We start from the raw sequence: 15410 nt of genomic DNA, 5'->3' as shown, positions 1-15410 counted from the left end.
GTCACGACTCGCACACCACGTCTTCGGCCGGCAGTGAGCCGTCGAGCAGGTACGAGTTGACGGCGGCGTTCGCGCAAGTATTCGCGTAGCCCGGGAACACCGCATGAGTGCGGCCTGGAACTGTCACGAGCCGTGAGCCTTTCATCGCTTCATGCATGCCGAGGCCTTCGTCGTACGTCGTGCGGGTGTCACCGGTTGCCTGGATCTGCAATGCCGGAACGTTGTTGTCGATGTCGATCCGCGTAGGGGCCTCACTGCGCCAGAACGCGCACGGCATGATCGTGTTGTGTGTGCCGGCAAAGATCGGCTGATCATCACGGTGCTCCTCCAACTTGTTGCGGTACCACTGGGGATCGCTCGGCATCGATACGTCTCCGCAGACGATGGCGATTGTCCCGGCATAGTCAGGACCGGTTCCCAGTTCGGTCTGGAACCATGCCTGCATCAATCCCGTCAGCTGGGGATGGATGTTCTCGACGGTCTTGCCTGCGGCGAGATCGCGCAACTGAACCAATACCTGTGCGAATGCCTCACTTTCCTTCTCGGTGTCGCCGGTTCCGTTGACGTACATCAGGAATGGAAGGACGTGATCGTCGACGGCATGGTCACCGATCTGTATCGGAGTGGTGGCCGCGTCCGAGATCAGCTTCTCGATGAGGGCGCGAACTTCGGCGGGCGTCGATCCGAGTGCATAGGTGGAGTTGTGTTCTGCTGCCCACTGCGAGAATCCGTCGATCGCTTTCTCGTTGGCCGGGCCCATGTCCTGGAACATCTCGTATCCATATTTCTTCGGATCCGGTGCACTGTCGAGAACCACACGGTCGATCCTGTCCGGGAACATTTGAGCATAGGTTGCACCGAGGTATGTACCGTACGACCACCCGAAGTACGACGCCTTCTCCTGGTCGAGGGCGCCACGAATCACGTCGAGGTCTCGGGCGATGTTTTGAGTATTGATGTGCGGCAGATAGTCCGGGTACTTGTCCCAGCATGTGTCAGCGGCCTCGCGTGCGAGCGCAACACTCTCGTTCCATCCCTCGTCCGTGGTGCCCGGCGACCGCATCCATGTCATCTGTTCGACGCCGCAGTCGATCGGTGTGCTCTTGCCGAGTCCTCGGGTATCCATGCCGATGACGTCGTATGCCGCTGCGACTTCCGGTGTCATGCCCGCATTCAGAATCTCGGGCAATCCCAGTCCTCGGCCACCCGGGCCACCAGGGTTGGTGAGCAGGATCCCTCGTCGCTGTGCGGGGTCGGTGGATGCGACCCGCGAGATCGCCACTTCGATCGTTTTGCCGTCAGGGACGGAATAGTCCAAAGGTACTGTGACCATGGCGCATTCACTTGCGGTCGACGTTCCGGTGTCTGTGGCGCATGGCCCCCACTCGAGATCCTGTTCGTAGAACGCGCTGAGATTCGATTGTGGATCTTCCTGCGGAGTAGCAGGATCCGAGCACGCCGCCAATGCAGGTACGGCGAGCGCAGCAGCGGCGATTGTGGTAGCCAGCCACCTTCGTGATCGAGGCATGCGTGATCTGGGCATGGTGAATCCAGTCATTGTCGTGTCCTTGCGTTGAGCCCATTTTCGGGCAGTGTTGGTCACCCCACTTCGAATGTGGGGGTTGATCAGGGTTTTTCAGAGGCGGGATTGACGGGCGGCGAACTCCGCGGCCACAGCCTTCGCGAATCTTTCCTGGGTGACGGTTCGTCGATCCGCTTGGTGTTCGCGCAGTACCGCTACCAGCCGGGTGGGGGAAGCGTCCTCCGGTGCAGCCTGTTCGGGTAGCACGCTCTCGGTGAAGTCGCAGAACTGAATGGCAAGGGCCGCAATCGTGTCCGCGTCAGCCGGTGCGTCGGCGAGGGCATACATGCGAGTTATCAATTCGATGGCCTGCTCGCGGTTCGGCTCGGCCAATACCCGGCGATGGGCGGACAGGAGTGAATCGCAGACCTCGGGATCGCCCCCGGAGACCGTGAGTGCGAGGATCAGAAGTTCACGCTCGTTGTCGATCCACGCTGTCGGCGCACCGGCAACGACGTAGTGTGCGAGCACTTCCGAAAACGCGTCGGGTAGTTCAGGATCGGCATTGCGGCGTAGCGACTCGATGTGCGCACGCTGAACAGCGATCTGTTCGGCCTTCGTCGCCAATTCCTTGTCGAGGGCATCGAGTGCGGTCCGAGTGTCGTGAGCGTCGCCGTCGAGTAGTTCGGCGATCTTGGCAACAGGAATCCCCAGATCGCGCAGGCGGCGGATGCGACTCAGTCGTGCCAGGTCCACCGCCCGGTACGTGCGGTAGCCGTTGGGTTGGCGTTGTGGTTCTTCGAGAAGGCCGTTCGAGTGGTAGTAGCGCACGGACCTGACGGTGGTGCCGGCCAATTTGGCCAGCTCGCCGATGGTCATCATCGCCCTGCCCTCCCGTGATCGAATCGGATTCCGTCTGTGAAAACCATTCTCCAACCTTGACGCGGCGTCAGGGTCAAGATTCGCGCCGGAGAACGTGACCGTTGACACTTTAAGGAGGCGGACTTAATCTGACTTTTGTCCTTTACGACATCGTCGATTTCGAGGAAGTGCCCTGATGGCTACCCTTTTTCCTGCGGCAACAATCTTTCCGATCCCCACCGACCCGCTTGCTGCGTACGGTCCACTCGTTGCTCGCCGGAATCCCGAGTCGGTAGTTCCGGCACCGTACGAACACTTTGCGGTCAAGGCGGTCGCGCCGACGATCGGAGCGGAAATCTCCGGTATTCGACTCGGCGGGGGCCTGTCTGATGCCGTGATTGCGGAACTCCGCCGAGCTCTCCTCGAATGGAAAGTCCTCTTCTTCCGCGATCAGGACCTCGACCGAGCGGAACATCGAGCTTTTGCCGAGCGTTGGGGCGATCTCGAACAGCATCCGTTCTTCAAGTACACGCAGCCCGGGCAGACGGACGTCGATGTCACGACACTGGCGAAGGATGCGATGGTCGGCGGAGTCGAGAACAACTGGCACAACGACGTTACGTGGCACGAGTTTCCTTCGTTCGCAGCAGTTCTTCGTGCGGTCGAGGTGCCGGAGGTGGGTGGTGACACTTTGTGGGCCGATACTGCAGCTGCCTACGATCTGCTTCCTGAAGACATCAAGAAGCGTATCGACCCGCTTGTTGCAGAACACGATTGGATCAACTCGTTCGGCAGGTCGATGCCGGTGGATGCGGTCGAGATGTTGCGTCCGAAGTTCCCCGCTGTGCAGCATCCGGTGGTTCGGATCATTCCGGAAAGTGGCAGGCGGGTGTTGTTCGTCAACATGACCTTCACGCAACGGATCTTGGGTGTGTCAGAAGAAGAATCGAACGAACTTCTCACGATGCTGTATCGCCACGTCAATCGTCCGGAATTTCAGGTCCGTTTGAAGTGGGAGCCGAATACTGTTGCCTTCTGGGACAATCGGACCTGCCAGCACTACGCGGCCAGTGACTACTTCCCGGCTCGTCGTGTGATGGATCGAATCTCGATTGTCGGGGATCGACCGGTGGGCGTCGGGGGCTGATACGACGCTCAGCGCCTCGAGTGTCTACTACGGGAAGTAGTAACGCACCTCACATAGTTTTTCGACGCCTTGTCGATATGATTTCGACAAGGCGTCGATAAAAGTCGGCGTGACTCGCACCGACGACTTTGGAGCTTCCCGAATGTTCCTCGCCCTGCGTGAACTGTGGTTTGCGCGAAATCGATTCCTCTTGATGGGTGCCGTGGTTGCCCTCATCTCGATCCTGATGGTGATTCTGTCCGGCCTCTCGTCCGGCCTGGTAAACGACGGTGTCTCCGCTTTGCAGCGGACGCCGATTCAGGCGTTTGCCTTCGCGCCGGACACCAAAGCCGACTCAGCGTTTTCGCGCTCGGTCGTCACCGAGGAGCAGGCGCAGGCATGGCGCATGCAACCCGATGTCCAAGACGCCGAGCTCTTCGGCAACATGATCGTCAATGCAAAAACTCGCAGTGGCACGCCTGTCGATCTCACGCTCTTCGGCATCGAACCTGGCTCCTTCCTCGAGCCCGTCACCGCCGACGGGAGGGGACTGCATGCCGACACGGACATCATCGTCAGCTCTACCTTCCGTGACGACGGTGTTGCGATCGGTGACACCGTGATACTCGATCGACTCGGTACGGAGCTGACAGTTGTCGGATTCACCGAAGACAAGCGCACTTTCGGTCACGTCGACGTCGCCTACCTGCCCCTGCGTACTTGGCAGGAGGTTCACGCCGGTGCCAAGATCGGCGAAACCGCCAATGCCAGTGCCTATTCCGAAGCAAGTGTTGTTGCGATTCGGGGCATTGGTGGCGCGTTACCGGATCTCGTGTCGGGCGATGCGGCGGCGGGAACGTCCGCAAAGACGCTCGAGGAATCTTTCGACTCCTCACCAGGGTTCTCCGCGGAAATGATGACTATGTCGATGATCAAGGCGTTTCTGTACGCGATTTCGGCCCTGGTGGTCGGTGCATTCTTCAGTATCTGGACGGTTCAGCGCGGTCGTGAACTCGCAGTGTTGCGCGCGATGGGAGCCTCTACCGGCTTCCTGCTTCGTGACGGCATGGCGCAGGCACTGGTAGTGCTGCTTGGTTCCATCGGCCTCGGTGTGTTGCTGGGCTTGGGGCTCGGTTCGGGGCTCGAAGGCGGGGGGATGCCGTTCGCCCTCGAGTCCGGCCCAGTCGTCAACGGCGCAGTGCTCTTGGCGGTACTCGGGCTGGTCGGCGCAGCCGTTGCCATCGTCCGTGTTACCCGTGTCAACCCGCTCACCGCATTGGGAGAAAACCGATGACCACAGTCGAAAAGACCACAACCGGATTGGTATTGACCGCTGTCAGTCTTCGATTCGGTGACGGTGACTCCACCGTGCTCGCCCTCGACAACGTGAACCTGGAGGTCTCGTGCGGCGAACTTGTCGCGATCGTCGGACCGTCAGGCGCTGGAAAGTCGAGCTTGCTCGCTGTGGCCGGCGGACTCGGTCGGCCGTCGAGTGGAACGATTGTCGTCGACGGCGTGGACGTGTCGGCGATGCCGGCCCGTGCTCTCGCCAAACTTCGACGAGACAAGGTCGGCTTCGTCTTTCAGTCCGGCAACCTGATTCCAGCGCTGACGGCGCGCGATCAGCTTCGGCTGATTCCCAAGCTCACGGGGCGGCCGGGTCGCGATCCCGAGGAGTTGCTCGACTCGGTCGGTATGAGTCACCGTGCAGATCGTCGACCCGGTCAACTCTCCGGCGGTGAACGCCAGCGCGTCGGTATCGCTCGGGCATTGATGAGCAATCCCTCACTACTGCTCGTCGACGAGCCGACGGCTGCTCTCGACCGCAAACGCAGCCATGAGGTGGTCGAACTGCTCTCGCACGAAACTCACGAGGCAGGCGTCGCTACGATCATGGTGACCCACGATCACGACGTGCTCGGGCACTGCGACCGCATCCTCGAAATGGTTGACGGTCGGTTGCGTCAGAGCGAGTAAGCCCGCGAGGGGACTGGAGGAGATTCGGTGCCGAGGATCGATGCGCCCACTGTGGTCGAGCATCGTGCTGCTCAGCGCCGTGCCCTCCTCGACGCTGCACACGCTCTTCTGTCCGAGGCCCCGGACCGGCCGCCGGGGCTCGGTGAGGTGGCAGCGAAGGCAGGGCTCGCCAGGTCGAGTGCCTACCACTACTTCCGGTCCCGGGAAGATCTCCTCAGTGCCGTCGTCGAAGACATGTTCCCGCGCTGGAACGACAAGATCGTCGAGGCGATGGCAGGCGCAGACGATCCGGTATGGGCGTACGTCGAGGCAAACCTCCAACTGGTTGCCGACGGGGAGCATGCGATAGTCGGAGCGCTGGCGACGCTGACCCCGCAAACGTTTCGAGATTCGCGGATCATGGAAATGCACGACAGTCTTGTGCTTCCGCTGGTCGAGGCCCTCCGCCTCCGTGGTGTGTCGGACCCGAAGCTCACCGCCAAGTTGATCAACTCGCTGGTGCATACGGGTACCGAACTGATCGAATCCGGTTGCAGCATGGAGGAAGTCAGGTCCGCCGTGCGTGAGGTCCTCGCGTGACGGGCACCCTCAGGCCGTAATCAGATCCATCCGAAGGTACTCGGTGATGCGGAGCAGCCTCGGGGGTTGGGACACGTCTGAGGAAAGTGCTTGAAATGCTTCGTCTTTCGCGACGAGGCGTGGGGTGCCGAGGCTCACCTCCGTCTCGTCGACCGACAGTCGAGCGCTTCCCGCTCTCAAGACGTTCTGCACCCAGTCCGAGCCTGATCCGTACACCAGAATGAAGACGTAGCCACCCTCGACCGGATAGGCGTCGAGGGGCGTCCGGTAGGTCGTGCCGGATGTGCGTCCGACGTGAGTCAGTACCGGCCATTTACCGCTCGAAATTGCACGCGGGTTGAACACTCGCTTGTTGACATGTCCCCACCATCTCGGCATCGGCATTGCGATCTCCCTTCGCGAGCGCCTTACGAACGTAAGGCTGGCTTACACCTGTAAGGGTGACTTACGCATGTAAGGTTGTCAACGTATTCGTTCCGCCGAGGGGAGTCTGTGTGTCACGGCAACCGCGACAGTCGCTGAACAGAACTCGCGTGATCGAGGGTGCGATCCGCGTTGCCGACGCGGGTGGTGTCGAGGCCGTCACGATGCGACGGGTGGCCCAGGAGCTGGGCATCGAGGCGATGTCGCTCTACCACCACGTGTCCAACAAAGATGCGATTCTCGACGGCCTCGTCGATGCGGTCTTCGAGGCGATCGACCTGCCCGACAGTGAGTGTGCGGATTGGCGAGATGCAATCCGTGGACGCGCCTTTTCCGCTCGCACAGTCCTGTCGCAGCACCGTTGGGCTCTCGGTCTGCTGGATTCGCGACGCAGCCCTGGCTCGGCGACCCTGCGTCATCTCGACGCTGTGCTCGGAGTGCTCCGGAAGGCCGGGTTCACACTCCCGATGGCCGCCCACGGAGCCTCGCTGATCGACAGCTACATCGGCGGATATGTTCTCCAGGAGGCGAATCTGCCGATCAGCGGGCCCGTCGACGTCGAAGAAGTTGCGAGTGACATCCTCGAGCGCCTTCCGGCTGAAGAGTTGCCCTTCCTTCACGAGATGATCGTCGATCACGGTCTGAGTCCGGCTTACGACCACACGAGTGAGTTCGCCTACGGTCTCGATCTCATCCTCGATGCGCTCGAGGCGCGTCGCGCATCGGCGGCACCGGTCCTCGAATAGCGACGATTCGTGTCCAGTTGCTCACCCTTACTGAGGTGACGCAAGGTTATGTGCACGCGGGTGAGCTGCAGTGTCCCTATTGACAGGTGGCTGTATATACAGGACTATACATTCATCAAAAGTGACCCAAGGCACATTGCGTAGATGATGTGATGCACGCCCGCGGTGGCCGAGTCCTTCGATCGATGGAGTTCTGATGACTGAACGTCTTCCTGGAGAAGACCGGACGGAAGACGACAATGTCCTGCTCGACGGGAAAGGGTTGTCGGTTCACCGGGTGAACGAAATCGCGCGAGAGCCGGCCGTGATTCGACCTGCCGACGCGGCTCTCGAGCTCACACGGCGGTCATGGGAGACCGCGGTTCGGGTTTCCTCCCGTCAAGCGGTGTACGGGCGCACTACCGGGGTAGGCGGGAATCGCGAAACATCCGTCTCCGACGGTGTGCAGCAGGATCTGAGGCTTCTGAGAAGTCACGCAACGGGATCGGGCCCCAGGCTCCCTGACCGGTTGGTGCGCGCCGCGATCGTCATCCGCACCAACCAGATCCTCAACGGCGGCTCAGGTATGCATCCCGACATCATCGACGGTCTGGTTGCTGCTGTTGCTTCACAGAATCTGCCGACAGTGCACGCACGCGGTGCGATCGGAACGGGTGACCTGAGTGCGTTCTCCGAAATCGCCATGGGGCTGATCGGCGAGAGCCCGCTTCGCGACGGACGCACCGGAATCGGTTGGACTCCGCACCACGGTGATGCACTTCCGTTCATTTCCACCAATGCGATGACGGTGGCGATCGCCGGCGACACCAGTATCGAAGTCGCGGGGTGGCTTCAGCACTGCTTGGTTGTCAGTGTTCTTTCCGTGCTTGCGTCGCGTAGTTCTGTCGAACCGTTTGCTGCACAAGTACAGTCGGCAAGAATGCACTTCGGTCAAGCGGAAGTCGCAGAGCGGGTTCGCGATCTGCTGGCACCACACGACATCACACCCGTGAGAGTTCAGGACTCGTTCGGGTTTCGCGCCCTACCGCAAATCTTGGGTGCCACCTGGCAAGCGGTGCATCGACTGCAGAACACGCTGAGTATCGAGATGAATTCGTCTTCGGAGAATCCGCTGGTGTCGGTCGAAGACGACATGGTGTTCCACAACGGAAATTTCCACGCAATGCCAATAGCCCTTGCAGTCGACGAGGCGAAGTTGGCGGTCGCCAGTGCTGCCCTGCTCTCGCAATGTCGGCTCGCCAACCTCTCCGACCCCGCAGTCACCGGCCTTCGTGCGTTCCTTGCAGACGGTCCCGACGGCAGCAGCGGAACCATGCTTCTCGAATACACGACTTCTGCTGCCATTGCCGAGATCCGCTCGTCGGCGGCACCGGGGTCGTTGGGCCACACGGTAATTTCGCGCGGCACCGAGGATCACGCAAGTTTCGCATCCCAAGCTGCAACTCAATTGGCGGACATTCTTGCCCAATCTCGATTGGTGCTGGCGTGTGAACTGATCTCGGCAGTTCGCGCACTCTCGCAACAACAGCGTGAGCTGGATCCGGCGACCGAGCTCGGCGCGTACCTCGCGCGTGCGCGTTTGGTGCTGGACACGAGGACCGAAGACCGGCCACTCAGTGCAGATCTGAGTGCCGCCGTGAACTTTCTTTCTCAACCGCTCGACCAGTAAGCAGGTGGACCGAATCACAAGTAGGTGTGTGCTCGAACGGAACTCGACCATTTCTCCTGGGTGCGTCCGGACTCAGGTCGACACGAAAGTAGTTCGTAGATGATCAAATTCGACAAGGTCACCAAGGCGTATCCAGACGGAACCATTGCCGTCGATGCTCTCGATCTGGAATGCCCGACGGGAAAGATCACCGCGTTGGTGGGTCCTTCCGGCTGCGGCAAGACGACCTCACTCCGCATGATCAACAGGCTGATCGAACCGACGTCAGGCACGATTTCGCTCGACGGCGAGTCCACGGCGGGAATGGATCCGGCCCTTCTGCGTCGACGCATCGGGTACGTGATCCAGCACGCGGGTCTCTTTCCCCATCGCACCATCGTCGACAACATAGCGACCATGCCTCGATTGCTCGGTGCGAGTAAAAAGGAATCTCGCACTCGCGCTATGGAATTGCTCGAAACGGTTGGTCTGACGACCAACTTCGCCGACCGCTATCCGTGGCAGCTCTCCGGAGGGCAGCAGCAACGAGTCGGTGTTGCGCGAGCATTGGCTGCGGATCCGTCATTCATGCTGATGGACGAACCGTTCAGCGCCGTTGATCCGGTTGTTCGCGGCCAGCTGCAAGACGAGTTTCTCCGTCTGCAGAAGGAAATCGGAAAAACAATCATCATCGTCACCCACGACATCGACGAAGCGCTGAAACTCGGGGATCAAGTGGTGGTTCTGCGTACCGGCGGCATTCTTGCGCAGGCGGCGACGCCCCTCGAATTGCTGACTCAACCTGCCGACGAATTTGTTGCCGACTTCGTCGGACGTGACCGTGGGTACCGATCGTTGGGGTTCACGACATTGGACGGCGACCTACCGACGGTGTCAGAACCCGTTGCGCATCTGGGCGATTCCGCTGCGGCGGCCCGCGCACTCACCGGCGATACGTGGCTGTTGGTAGTGGATCCCGCGAACAAGCCGCTCGGATGGGTGAGGCCGGACGCGCTCACGGATTGTATCCGCCCGGATGACTTGAATCTCAGTGGAACACTTGCGGATTCCACCGGGACGATGCGCGCTCTGCTGGATGCGGCGCTGTCAGCGCCGAGCAAGCGGGGCGTTGTCGTGGACGACGCCGGACGCCTGGTGGGAACCGTCACTGCGCATGCTGCAGTGGAAGCCATCGAGGCTGCCGATCTGGCTGACGCGGGGAGGGCACTCCGATGAACTTCGAATGGCTCGGACGTCAGTCCGACCGGATCATGGACTTGGTGGGATGGCATGTTCTGCTGTCGTTGATTCCCTTGGTGATCGGCTTGGTGGTCGCGTTGCCGATCGGCTGGGTCGCCTATCGCAGTCGTCGGTTGCATCCCTACGTGGTGGGGACGGCCGGATTGCTCTACACGATCCCTTCGCTCGCGCTCTTCGTGCTCCTGCCTCCAATTCTGGGTACCAAGATTCTGGATCCGATGAACATCATCGTGGCGCTCACCGTGTACACCGTTGCTCTGCTCGTGCGGGTAGTGGCCGACGCGCTCGATTCGGTTCCGCCGGAGACGGTTCTGGCAGCGACGGCGATGGGTTACCGGCCGTATCAGACGCTGTTGAAAGTACAGTTGCCAGTGGGAGTTCCGGTGATCTGTGCAGGTTTGCGCGTCGCAGTCGTCTCGAACGTCAGTCTTGTCTCACTCGGCGCACTCCTGGGTATTCCGCAGATAGGTTCCTTGTTCACCCAGGGATTTCAGTTGCGTTTCTACACGCCCATCATCGCGGGTATCGCTCTGTGTCTGGTGCTGGCGTTGATCCTTGATCTCCTCATCATGTTGGCGAATCGGCTGTTGACGCCGTGGACCCCGAAAGTGACTACATCATGATCAGCTTCCTTCTCGACGGATCCCACTGGACCGGGCCGGACGGCATCCCCACCCTTCTCGTTCAGCATTTGATGTACACATTCGCCGCGCTGGCGGTGGCTGCGGTTATCGCGATCCCGCTCGGTCTCTACATCGGACATACGGGCCGTGGCTCCGTTGTTGTTGCTGGACTGGCCAACTCGCTACGAGCGCTGCCGACCATCGGTCTGCTGATCCTACTGGTTCTCATCATCGCGCCGTCATTCCCGAACAAACTCGCATATCTGATCCCCAGCCTCATCGTCCTGGTGCTTCTCGCGATCCCTCCCATTCTCACCAACACGTACGCCGGAGTTCGAGCGGTCGATCAGGCTGCAGTCGACGCCGCGCGGGGGATGGGATTTCGGTCGATGCGGATCTTGACCGAGGTCGAGATTCCATGTGCCCTACCACTCATGTTGTCCGGCATCAGAAGTGCCGTGCTTCAGATCGTCTCCACTGCGACTGTCGCCGCTTACATTTCTTTGGGCGGACTCGGCCGGTTGTTGATCGACGGAAAAGCTCAGAGCGATTACGGCCAGATGGCGGCCGGAGCCGTACTGGTATCGCTGATTGCCCTGGTTTTCGATCTCGGAATCGGAGCACTGACTGCGCGGGTCGTTTCGCCTGGCCTGACCAGGCGCGATCGGAAGAAGAAGACCGAGAAGACCGCCGCCCCCTCACAGCGCACCGCTGTGCCTGAGCCCGCACCGATCTGAGGACGTTCGACATGAAGAAGGTATTGATCGCCGCGTTGGTCGGCGTAACAGCGGTTGCGTTGTCCAGCTGCGGAATCGGCAAGGACCCCTTGGCTACGGACGGCGGCGGTAGTGCTGAGGGCGCCATCGTGATCGGTTCCGCCGATTTTCCCGAGAGCCAACTGATTGCGACCATTTACGCCGAAGCGCTTCGTGCCAACGGTATCGACGTTACCGAGAAGTTGAACATCGGTAGCCGAGAACTCTATGTACCGGCACTGCGCGACGGTTCCATCGATCTGATCCCCGAGTATTCCGGCGCCTTGTTGCAATATCTGGACAGCAAGACAACGGCGACGGCTTCAGATGAAGTATCCGCTGAAATCGATGCGAAATTGCCCAAGGGTCTGGTGGCTCTCGAGCCCTCGCCCGCAGAGGACAAGGATGTACTTGCCGTCAAACAGGAGACGGCGGAAAAGTATTCGCTGGAGACCGTCGAGGATCTGGTGCAGCATGCCGACGAGTTGACTCTCGGCGGACCGCCGGAATGGAAGACGCGCGAAAACGGCGTCGCCGGCTTGAAGACCAAATACGGCCTGACATTCCGGGAGTTCCTGGCACTCGATGCAGGTGGACCCCTCACGCTCAATGCGCTTCTGAGCGGGCAGATACAGGTTGCCGATGTCTTCAGTACCGATCCTGCGATGCGCTCGGAGAACTTGGTTGCACTCGAGGATACGAAGCACCTCTTCCTCGCGGAGAACATCACACCGATCATCAACGAGTTGAAGGCTCGCGATGACGTCCGCTCAGTGCTCGCGGGGGTTTCGGCGGCGCTGACCACCGAAGATCTCATCGAGATGAACCAGCGCGTTGCCGATCTCGACGACATGAGTGACATCGCTCAGGACTGGTTGCAGGAGAACTCCCTGGTGCCATGATCGAAGGCCGGGGTGGCGTCCTTGTCGTCGGCCGAACAGACGATATCGATTCGACCCCGCTCGGGGTAGCGTCGCGAAGTCAGGCATGCCTCGACCTCGCGGCGAGCCGTTCCGACCAAGGATGCCGACATGCCGAGAAGCCGACCGCGCACACCCATTGGACGAGTTCGGAACGGCGCAGCCACTACAACCACGGTTGTAGTGGCCGGCGTGTGTCTGGCATCAGGCTGGAACGCCCATGCAGTTTCCGAGTTGCGCTGTAGTTCCGTTCACGACGCCTGGTGGCACCGGACGGGCAATTCTCACCAGCGAGGGCGTCACCGTCATCGAATCACCGCCGGGAACGCTGACCGACCGCGGCGTCGGTGACGGCTCACCGTGGCTCAAATCGAATCGGCCTACGGCAACGATCATTCGACACGGACGATTCAGACTGAGTCAGGCCAATCGATCTTCGTCACCACCGGTGATCCGGGGCAAGTCGGTAATGGCGACCCCGGAGGGTTGATCGGCTTTTCGATTCACGACGGTACGGTCGGGCCTCCTGTGATCGGTGGTGTCCCCGGCTTCGAGTACTGCTCGGGCAACTCGTCGACTTCGACTTCACGATTGCCGACGGCATCCACATCCGAGGGGTGCGGAACGATCACGTACCCCGAGACAGGCGTTGTCGCCGCCATCGGCAATCTGCAAGGCGGCATCACTTGTGAGGTGGCAAAGGACATAGTTTGGAGTGCTCGGACAGAACTCGTGGAATCAGTTTTCAGGCAGTCCCGTAGATCTGCTGGAGGCGCGCCGAGGCTAGCGCTGAACCGGCACGTGCTTCGTGACTATCCGGTGGATCAGACGAGCAGCCGTTCGGGCAGTGCGATTGTCGACGTCGAGGCTCGGGTTCAGTTCGGCGACATCGAGAACCGCGAGTTTTCCGCTGGACGTGACTCGGTCACATACGTATTGGATGGTTTCGAGGCTGACTCCGTAGGCCGCAGGTGCGCTGACGCCCGGCGCCACAGCTGCAGGCAGGACGTCGAGGTCGATGGTCAGGTAGACCAGATCGACGTCGTCGAGGAAGTCTGCGAGGAACTGATCCACGACGCCTCGGCCGATCGCTCCGCATTCTTCGTCGAGCAGATAGCGAACACCGAGGCGGTGAGCCGTGTCGAACAGTGCCGTGGTGTTGCTCGGTTGGCTGATTCCGATCACGCTGTACTGATGCGAGGTGCCTGCCGCGGCTTCGTCCTCGGCGATCTGACGAAAGGGTGTGCCGGAGCTGGGTATCGGATCGCCCCGCAGGTCGAAGTGCGCATCCAAGTTGAGGATTCCGAGTTTGGCTCCGGCGGTTCGCAACTCGGAGCCCGCGACGCCGAGGTATGTACCGTAGGCGATTTCGTGTCCTCCCCCGAGAACCACGGGGAAGTGTCCCGAATCAAGCGCAGCGCTGACGGCGTTCCCGAGTGCGGCCTGACCGGCCTCGAGTTCTTCACCCGACACGGCAACGGTTCCCGCGTCCTGAATCTGCAGTGGTTCGGCCAGCGCCATGGAAGCCAACCCGGCTCGCAAAGCGTCGGGGCCATCCGCGGCACCGCGGCGGCCCTTGTTGCGGCGGACTCCTTCGTCGCTGGAGAATCCGATCAGAACACAGTCGCCGGGAGCTGTTTCGGCTGAATACGGTTGCACGGCATGATGCCACCGCAGATGCTCGGCAGTGGTGCCGTCGGAGCGCCCGGTCCACGGCTTGGGTTCGATGTCGACTGCGATCTGATGTGCCACGACGGCCTCCCGGTGAGTGTATTTCAGTAGCTTGTGGCGAGTGCGCCGTTTTTCCAGACCTCGCGCACCAGAGGGACGCCCGGGCGGTAGGCGAGGTGGAGGTACGACGGTGCATCGAGCGCGATGGCGTCGGCACGTGTTCCGAGAGAAAGGGTTCCGACGTCGGTGCGCTGCAGCGCCCGGGCGCCTCCTGCAGTGGCTGCCCAGACTGCCTCGGCGGGTGTCATGTGCATGTCTCGCACCGCAATTGCTATGCAGAACGGGAGGCTGGTGGTGTAGCAGGTGCCGGGATTGCAGTCGGCGCCGAGAGCTACTGTGACGCCGGCGTCCAGCAGTGCGCGGGCGTCGGGGTACTTGTTGCGGGTGGAGAAGTCGGCACCTGGCAACAGTGTTGCGACGGTGGAACTCTGAGCCAGGGCGTCGATGTCCTCGGCGGTGACGTAGGTGACGTGATCGACGGACGCGGCTCCCATCTCGACGGCGAGCTGAACTCCTGGCCCTTCGCCGAGTTGATTGCCGTGGACGCGGGGGATCAGTCCAGCGGCGACGCCTGCGCTCAGGACTGCATGTGCCTGTTCGCGGTTGAACGCGCCTCGCTCGCAGAAGACATCGATCCACTTCGCGTGTGGCGCACAGGCAGGGATCATCTCGTCGCACGCCATGGCGACGTAGTCATCGGCGCGACCGGCATATTCGGGTGGTGGAACGTGGGCGGCCAGCAGTGTGACCTCGTCGGTGAACTGTCCGGCGATCAGTGCGCTGCGTAGTTCGCTCTCGGTGTTCTGCCCGTATCCGGTCTTGCATTCGACGGTTGTGCTGCCCGAGCGCAGGGATTCGTCGAGTAGGCGTCGAACATTGGCCTGCAATTGTTCGTCGGTGGCCGAGCGCGTCGCTTCGATGGTGTTGCGAATACCGCCGGCGGCGTACTTCTCGCCCGCCATGCGAGCTGCGAATTCCTCGGCCCGCTCGCCACCGAACACCAGGTGCGAGTGACTCTCCACGAATCCGGGGAGCAGGGCCCGACCGCCGATATCCTGACCGATATCGGCAGCCGGGGCGTCGGCGGAATCGCCGACCCAAGCAACAACGCCCTCGTCGAAAACGATTGCCGCGTCGTGTCGTACGCCGAGCTTGCCCTCACCCAGAGTCGGGTCATTGGTGACGAGGGTTCCGATGTTGGTCAGAACTGTGGTTCGAGAACCATTCGTGGTCAATGTA

Annotated in this window: 17 protein-coding genes; 11 read left to right on the top strand and 6 right to left on the bottom strand. The window is 61.1% G+C overall.

Features of this window, described 5'->3' with window-relative positions:
- Position 1 precedes the first annotated feature (1 nt).
- Entirely contained in the window at positions 2-1558 is a 1557-nt protein-coding gene (locus tag AC1Q6C_RS05210) for an alpha/beta fold hydrolase (RefSeq protein WP_065455879.1), read from the bottom strand.
- Positions 1559-1636: 78 nt separating this feature from the next.
- Positions 1637-2404, bottom strand: a complete 768-nt coding sequence (locus AC1Q6C_RS05205; RefSeq protein ID WP_230359095.1) for a MerR family transcriptional regulator — start codon at positions 2402-2404, stop codon at positions 1637-1639.
- 175 nt (positions 2405-2579) lie between these two features.
- On the opposite strand from AC1Q6C_RS05205, the gene AC1Q6C_RS05200 reads away from it, so the two are divergent.
- The 4 genes from AC1Q6C_RS05200 (at position 2580) to AC1Q6C_RS05185 (ending at position 6065) form a co-directional block, all read left to right on the top strand.
- Positions 2580-3530 carry a TauD/TfdA dioxygenase family protein gene (locus AC1Q6C_RS05200; protein ID WP_054187475.1) on the top strand — a complete coding sequence of 317 codons (951 nt, stop codon included), beginning with the start codon at positions 2580-2582 and terminating at the stop codon, positions 3528-3530.
- A gap of 142 nt (positions 3531-3672) precedes the next feature.
- Positions 3673-4803 carry an ABC transporter permease gene (locus AC1Q6C_RS05195; protein WP_230359936.1) on the top strand — a complete coding sequence of 377 codons (1131 nt, stop codon included), beginning with the start codon at positions 3673-3675 and terminating at the stop codon, positions 4801-4803.
- A complete protein-coding gene (locus AC1Q6C_RS05190) occupies positions 4800-5486 on the top strand; it encodes an ABC transporter ATP-binding protein (protein WP_162114377.1) in 687 nt (228 codons plus the stop codon). Before AC1Q6C_RS05195 ends, AC1Q6C_RS05190 begins: the two co-directional genes overlap by 4 nt.
- A gap of 27 nt (positions 5487-5513) precedes the next feature.
- A complete protein-coding gene (locus AC1Q6C_RS05185) occupies positions 5514-6065 on the top strand; it encodes a TetR/AcrR family transcriptional regulator (RefSeq protein ID WP_054781557.1) in 552 nt (183 codons plus the stop codon).
- Positions 6066-6074: 9 nt separating this feature from the next.
- On the opposite strand, the gene AC1Q6C_RS05180 is transcribed toward AC1Q6C_RS05185, so the two are convergent.
- A complete protein-coding gene (locus tag AC1Q6C_RS05180; RefSeq protein WP_058037648.1) occupies positions 6075-6449 on the bottom strand; it encodes a nitroreductase family deazaflavin-dependent oxidoreductase in 375 nt (124 codons plus the stop codon).
- A gap of 110 nt (positions 6450-6559) precedes the next feature.
- On the opposite strand from AC1Q6C_RS05180, the gene AC1Q6C_RS05175 reads away from it, so the two are divergent.
- The 7 genes from AC1Q6C_RS05175 to AC1Q6C_RS05145 all read left to right on the top strand — a co-directional run bounded on the left by AC1Q6C_RS05175 (position 6560) and on the right by AC1Q6C_RS05145 (position 12930).
- Positions 6560-7234 carry a TetR/AcrR family transcriptional regulator C-terminal domain-containing protein gene (locus tag AC1Q6C_RS05175; protein ID WP_230359094.1) on the top strand — a complete coding sequence of 225 codons (675 nt, stop codon included), beginning with the start codon at positions 6560-6562 and terminating at the stop codon, positions 7232-7234.
- A gap of 196 nt (positions 7235-7430) precedes the next feature.
- Positions 7431-8903 (top strand): aromatic amino acid ammonia-lyase, encoded by a 1473-nt coding sequence (locus AC1Q6C_RS05170; RefSeq protein WP_003940419.1) that lies wholly within the window; start codon positions 7431-7433, stop codon positions 8901-8903.
- Between the two features lie 99 nt (positions 8904-9002).
- Positions 9003-10118: an ABC transporter ATP-binding protein gene (locus AC1Q6C_RS05165; protein WP_003940114.1), complete on the top strand. Its 1116-nt coding sequence runs from the start codon at positions 9003-9005 to the stop codon at positions 10116-10118.
- The gene (locus AC1Q6C_RS05160; protein WP_003940005.1) at positions 10115-10765 is read left to right on the top strand and encodes an ABC transporter permease; all 651 of its coding nucleotides are present in this window, start codon (positions 10115-10117) and stop codon (positions 10763-10765) included. Before AC1Q6C_RS05165 ends, AC1Q6C_RS05160 begins: the two co-directional genes overlap by 4 nt.
- Positions 10762-11502, top strand: coding sequence for an ABC transporter permease (locus tag AC1Q6C_RS05155; protein WP_030536962.1), 741 nt, complete (start codon positions 10762-10764; stop codon positions 11500-11502). Before AC1Q6C_RS05160 ends, AC1Q6C_RS05155 begins: the two co-directional genes overlap by 4 nt.
- An 11-nt stretch (positions 11503-11513) precedes the next feature.
- Positions 11514-12422, top strand: coding sequence for an ABC transporter substrate-binding protein (locus AC1Q6C_RS05150; protein WP_030536963.1), 909 nt, complete (start codon positions 11514-11516; stop codon positions 12420-12422).
- Between the two features lie 238 nt (positions 12423-12660).
- Entirely contained in the window at positions 12661-12930 is a 270-nt protein-coding gene (locus AC1Q6C_RS05145; RefSeq protein ID WP_030536965.1) for a hypothetical protein, read from the top strand.
- A 13-nt stretch (positions 12931-12943) separates the two neighbouring features.
- Here the strand turns inward: AC1Q6C_RS05145 and AC1Q6C_RS05140 are convergent, their stop codons facing one another.
- From AC1Q6C_RS05140 to hutI, 3 genes are all read right to left on the bottom strand, one after another.
- The gene (locus AC1Q6C_RS05140) at positions 12944-13102 is read right to left on the bottom strand and encodes a hypothetical protein (RefSeq protein ID WP_155277930.1); all 159 of its coding nucleotides are present in this window, start codon (positions 13100-13102) and stop codon (positions 12944-12946) included.
- Positions 13103-13223: 121 nt separating this feature from the next.
- Positions 13224-14192: a formimidoylglutamase gene (gene hutG / locus AC1Q6C_RS05135; RefSeq protein WP_042926100.1), complete on the bottom strand. Its 969-nt coding sequence runs from the start codon at positions 14190-14192 to the stop codon at positions 13224-13226.
- A 23-nt stretch (positions 14193-14215) separates the two neighbouring features.
- Positions 14216-15406, bottom strand: coding sequence for an imidazolonepropionase (hutI, locus tag AC1Q6C_RS05130; RefSeq protein ID WP_042926102.1), 1191 nt, complete (start codon positions 15404-15406; stop codon positions 14216-14218).
- Positions 15407-15410 lie beyond the last annotated feature (4 nt).

The sequence above is a fragment of the Rhodococcus sp. MT28 genome, assembly GCF_058792695.1.
The sequence above is the reverse complement of the archived record's forward strand: the minus strand, read 5'-3'. Positions and strand labels throughout refer to the sequence as shown.

Bases quoted from the DNA above. Each gene is read 5' to 3' on its own strand.
- AC1Q6C_RS05210 (WP_065455879.1), bottom strand. From the start codon at position 1,558: ATGACTGGATTCACCATGCCCAGATCACGCATGCCTCGATCACGAAGG.
- AC1Q6C_RS05205 (WP_230359095.1), bottom strand. From the start codon at position 2,404: ATGATGACCATCGGCGAGCTGGCCAAATTGGCCGGCACCACCGTCAGG.
- AC1Q6C_RS05200 (WP_054187475.1), top strand. From the start codon at position 2,580: ATGGCTACCCTTTTTCCTGCGGCAACAATCTTTCCGATCCCCACCGAC.
- AC1Q6C_RS05195 (WP_230359936.1), top strand. From the start codon at position 3,673: ATGTTCCTCGCCCTGCGTGAACTGTGGTTTGCGCGAAATCGATTCCTC.
- AC1Q6C_RS05190 (WP_162114377.1), top strand. From the start codon at position 4,800: ATGACCACAGTCGAAAAGACCACAACCGGATTGGTATTGACCGCTGTC.
- AC1Q6C_RS05180 (WP_058037648.1), bottom strand. From the start codon at position 6,449: ATGCCGATGCCGAGATGGTGGGGACATGTCAACAAGCGAGTGTTCAAC.
- AC1Q6C_RS05170 (WP_003940419.1), top strand. From the start codon at position 7,431: ATGACTGAACGTCTTCCTGGAGAAGACCGGACGGAAGACGACAATGTC.
- AC1Q6C_RS05165 (WP_003940114.1), top strand. From the start codon at position 9,003: ATGATCAAATTCGACAAGGTCACCAAGGCGTATCCAGACGGAACCATT.
- AC1Q6C_RS05160 (WP_003940005.1), top strand. From the start codon at position 10,115: ATGAACTTCGAATGGCTCGGACGTCAGTCCGACCGGATCATGGACTTG.
- AC1Q6C_RS05155 (WP_030536962.1), top strand. From the start codon at position 10,762: ATGATCAGCTTCCTTCTCGACGGATCCCACTGGACCGGGCCGGACGGC.
- AC1Q6C_RS05150 (WP_030536963.1), top strand. From the start codon at position 11,514: ATGAAGAAGGTATTGATCGCCGCGTTGGTCGGCGTAACAGCGGTTGCG.
- AC1Q6C_RS05145 (WP_030536965.1), top strand. From the start codon at position 12,661: ATGCAGTTTCCGAGTTGCGCTGTAGTTCCGTTCACGACGCCTGGTGGC.
- AC1Q6C_RS05140 (WP_155277930.1), bottom strand. From the start codon at position 13,102: ATGGCGGCGACAACGCCTGTCTCGGGGTACGTGATCGTTCCGCACCCC.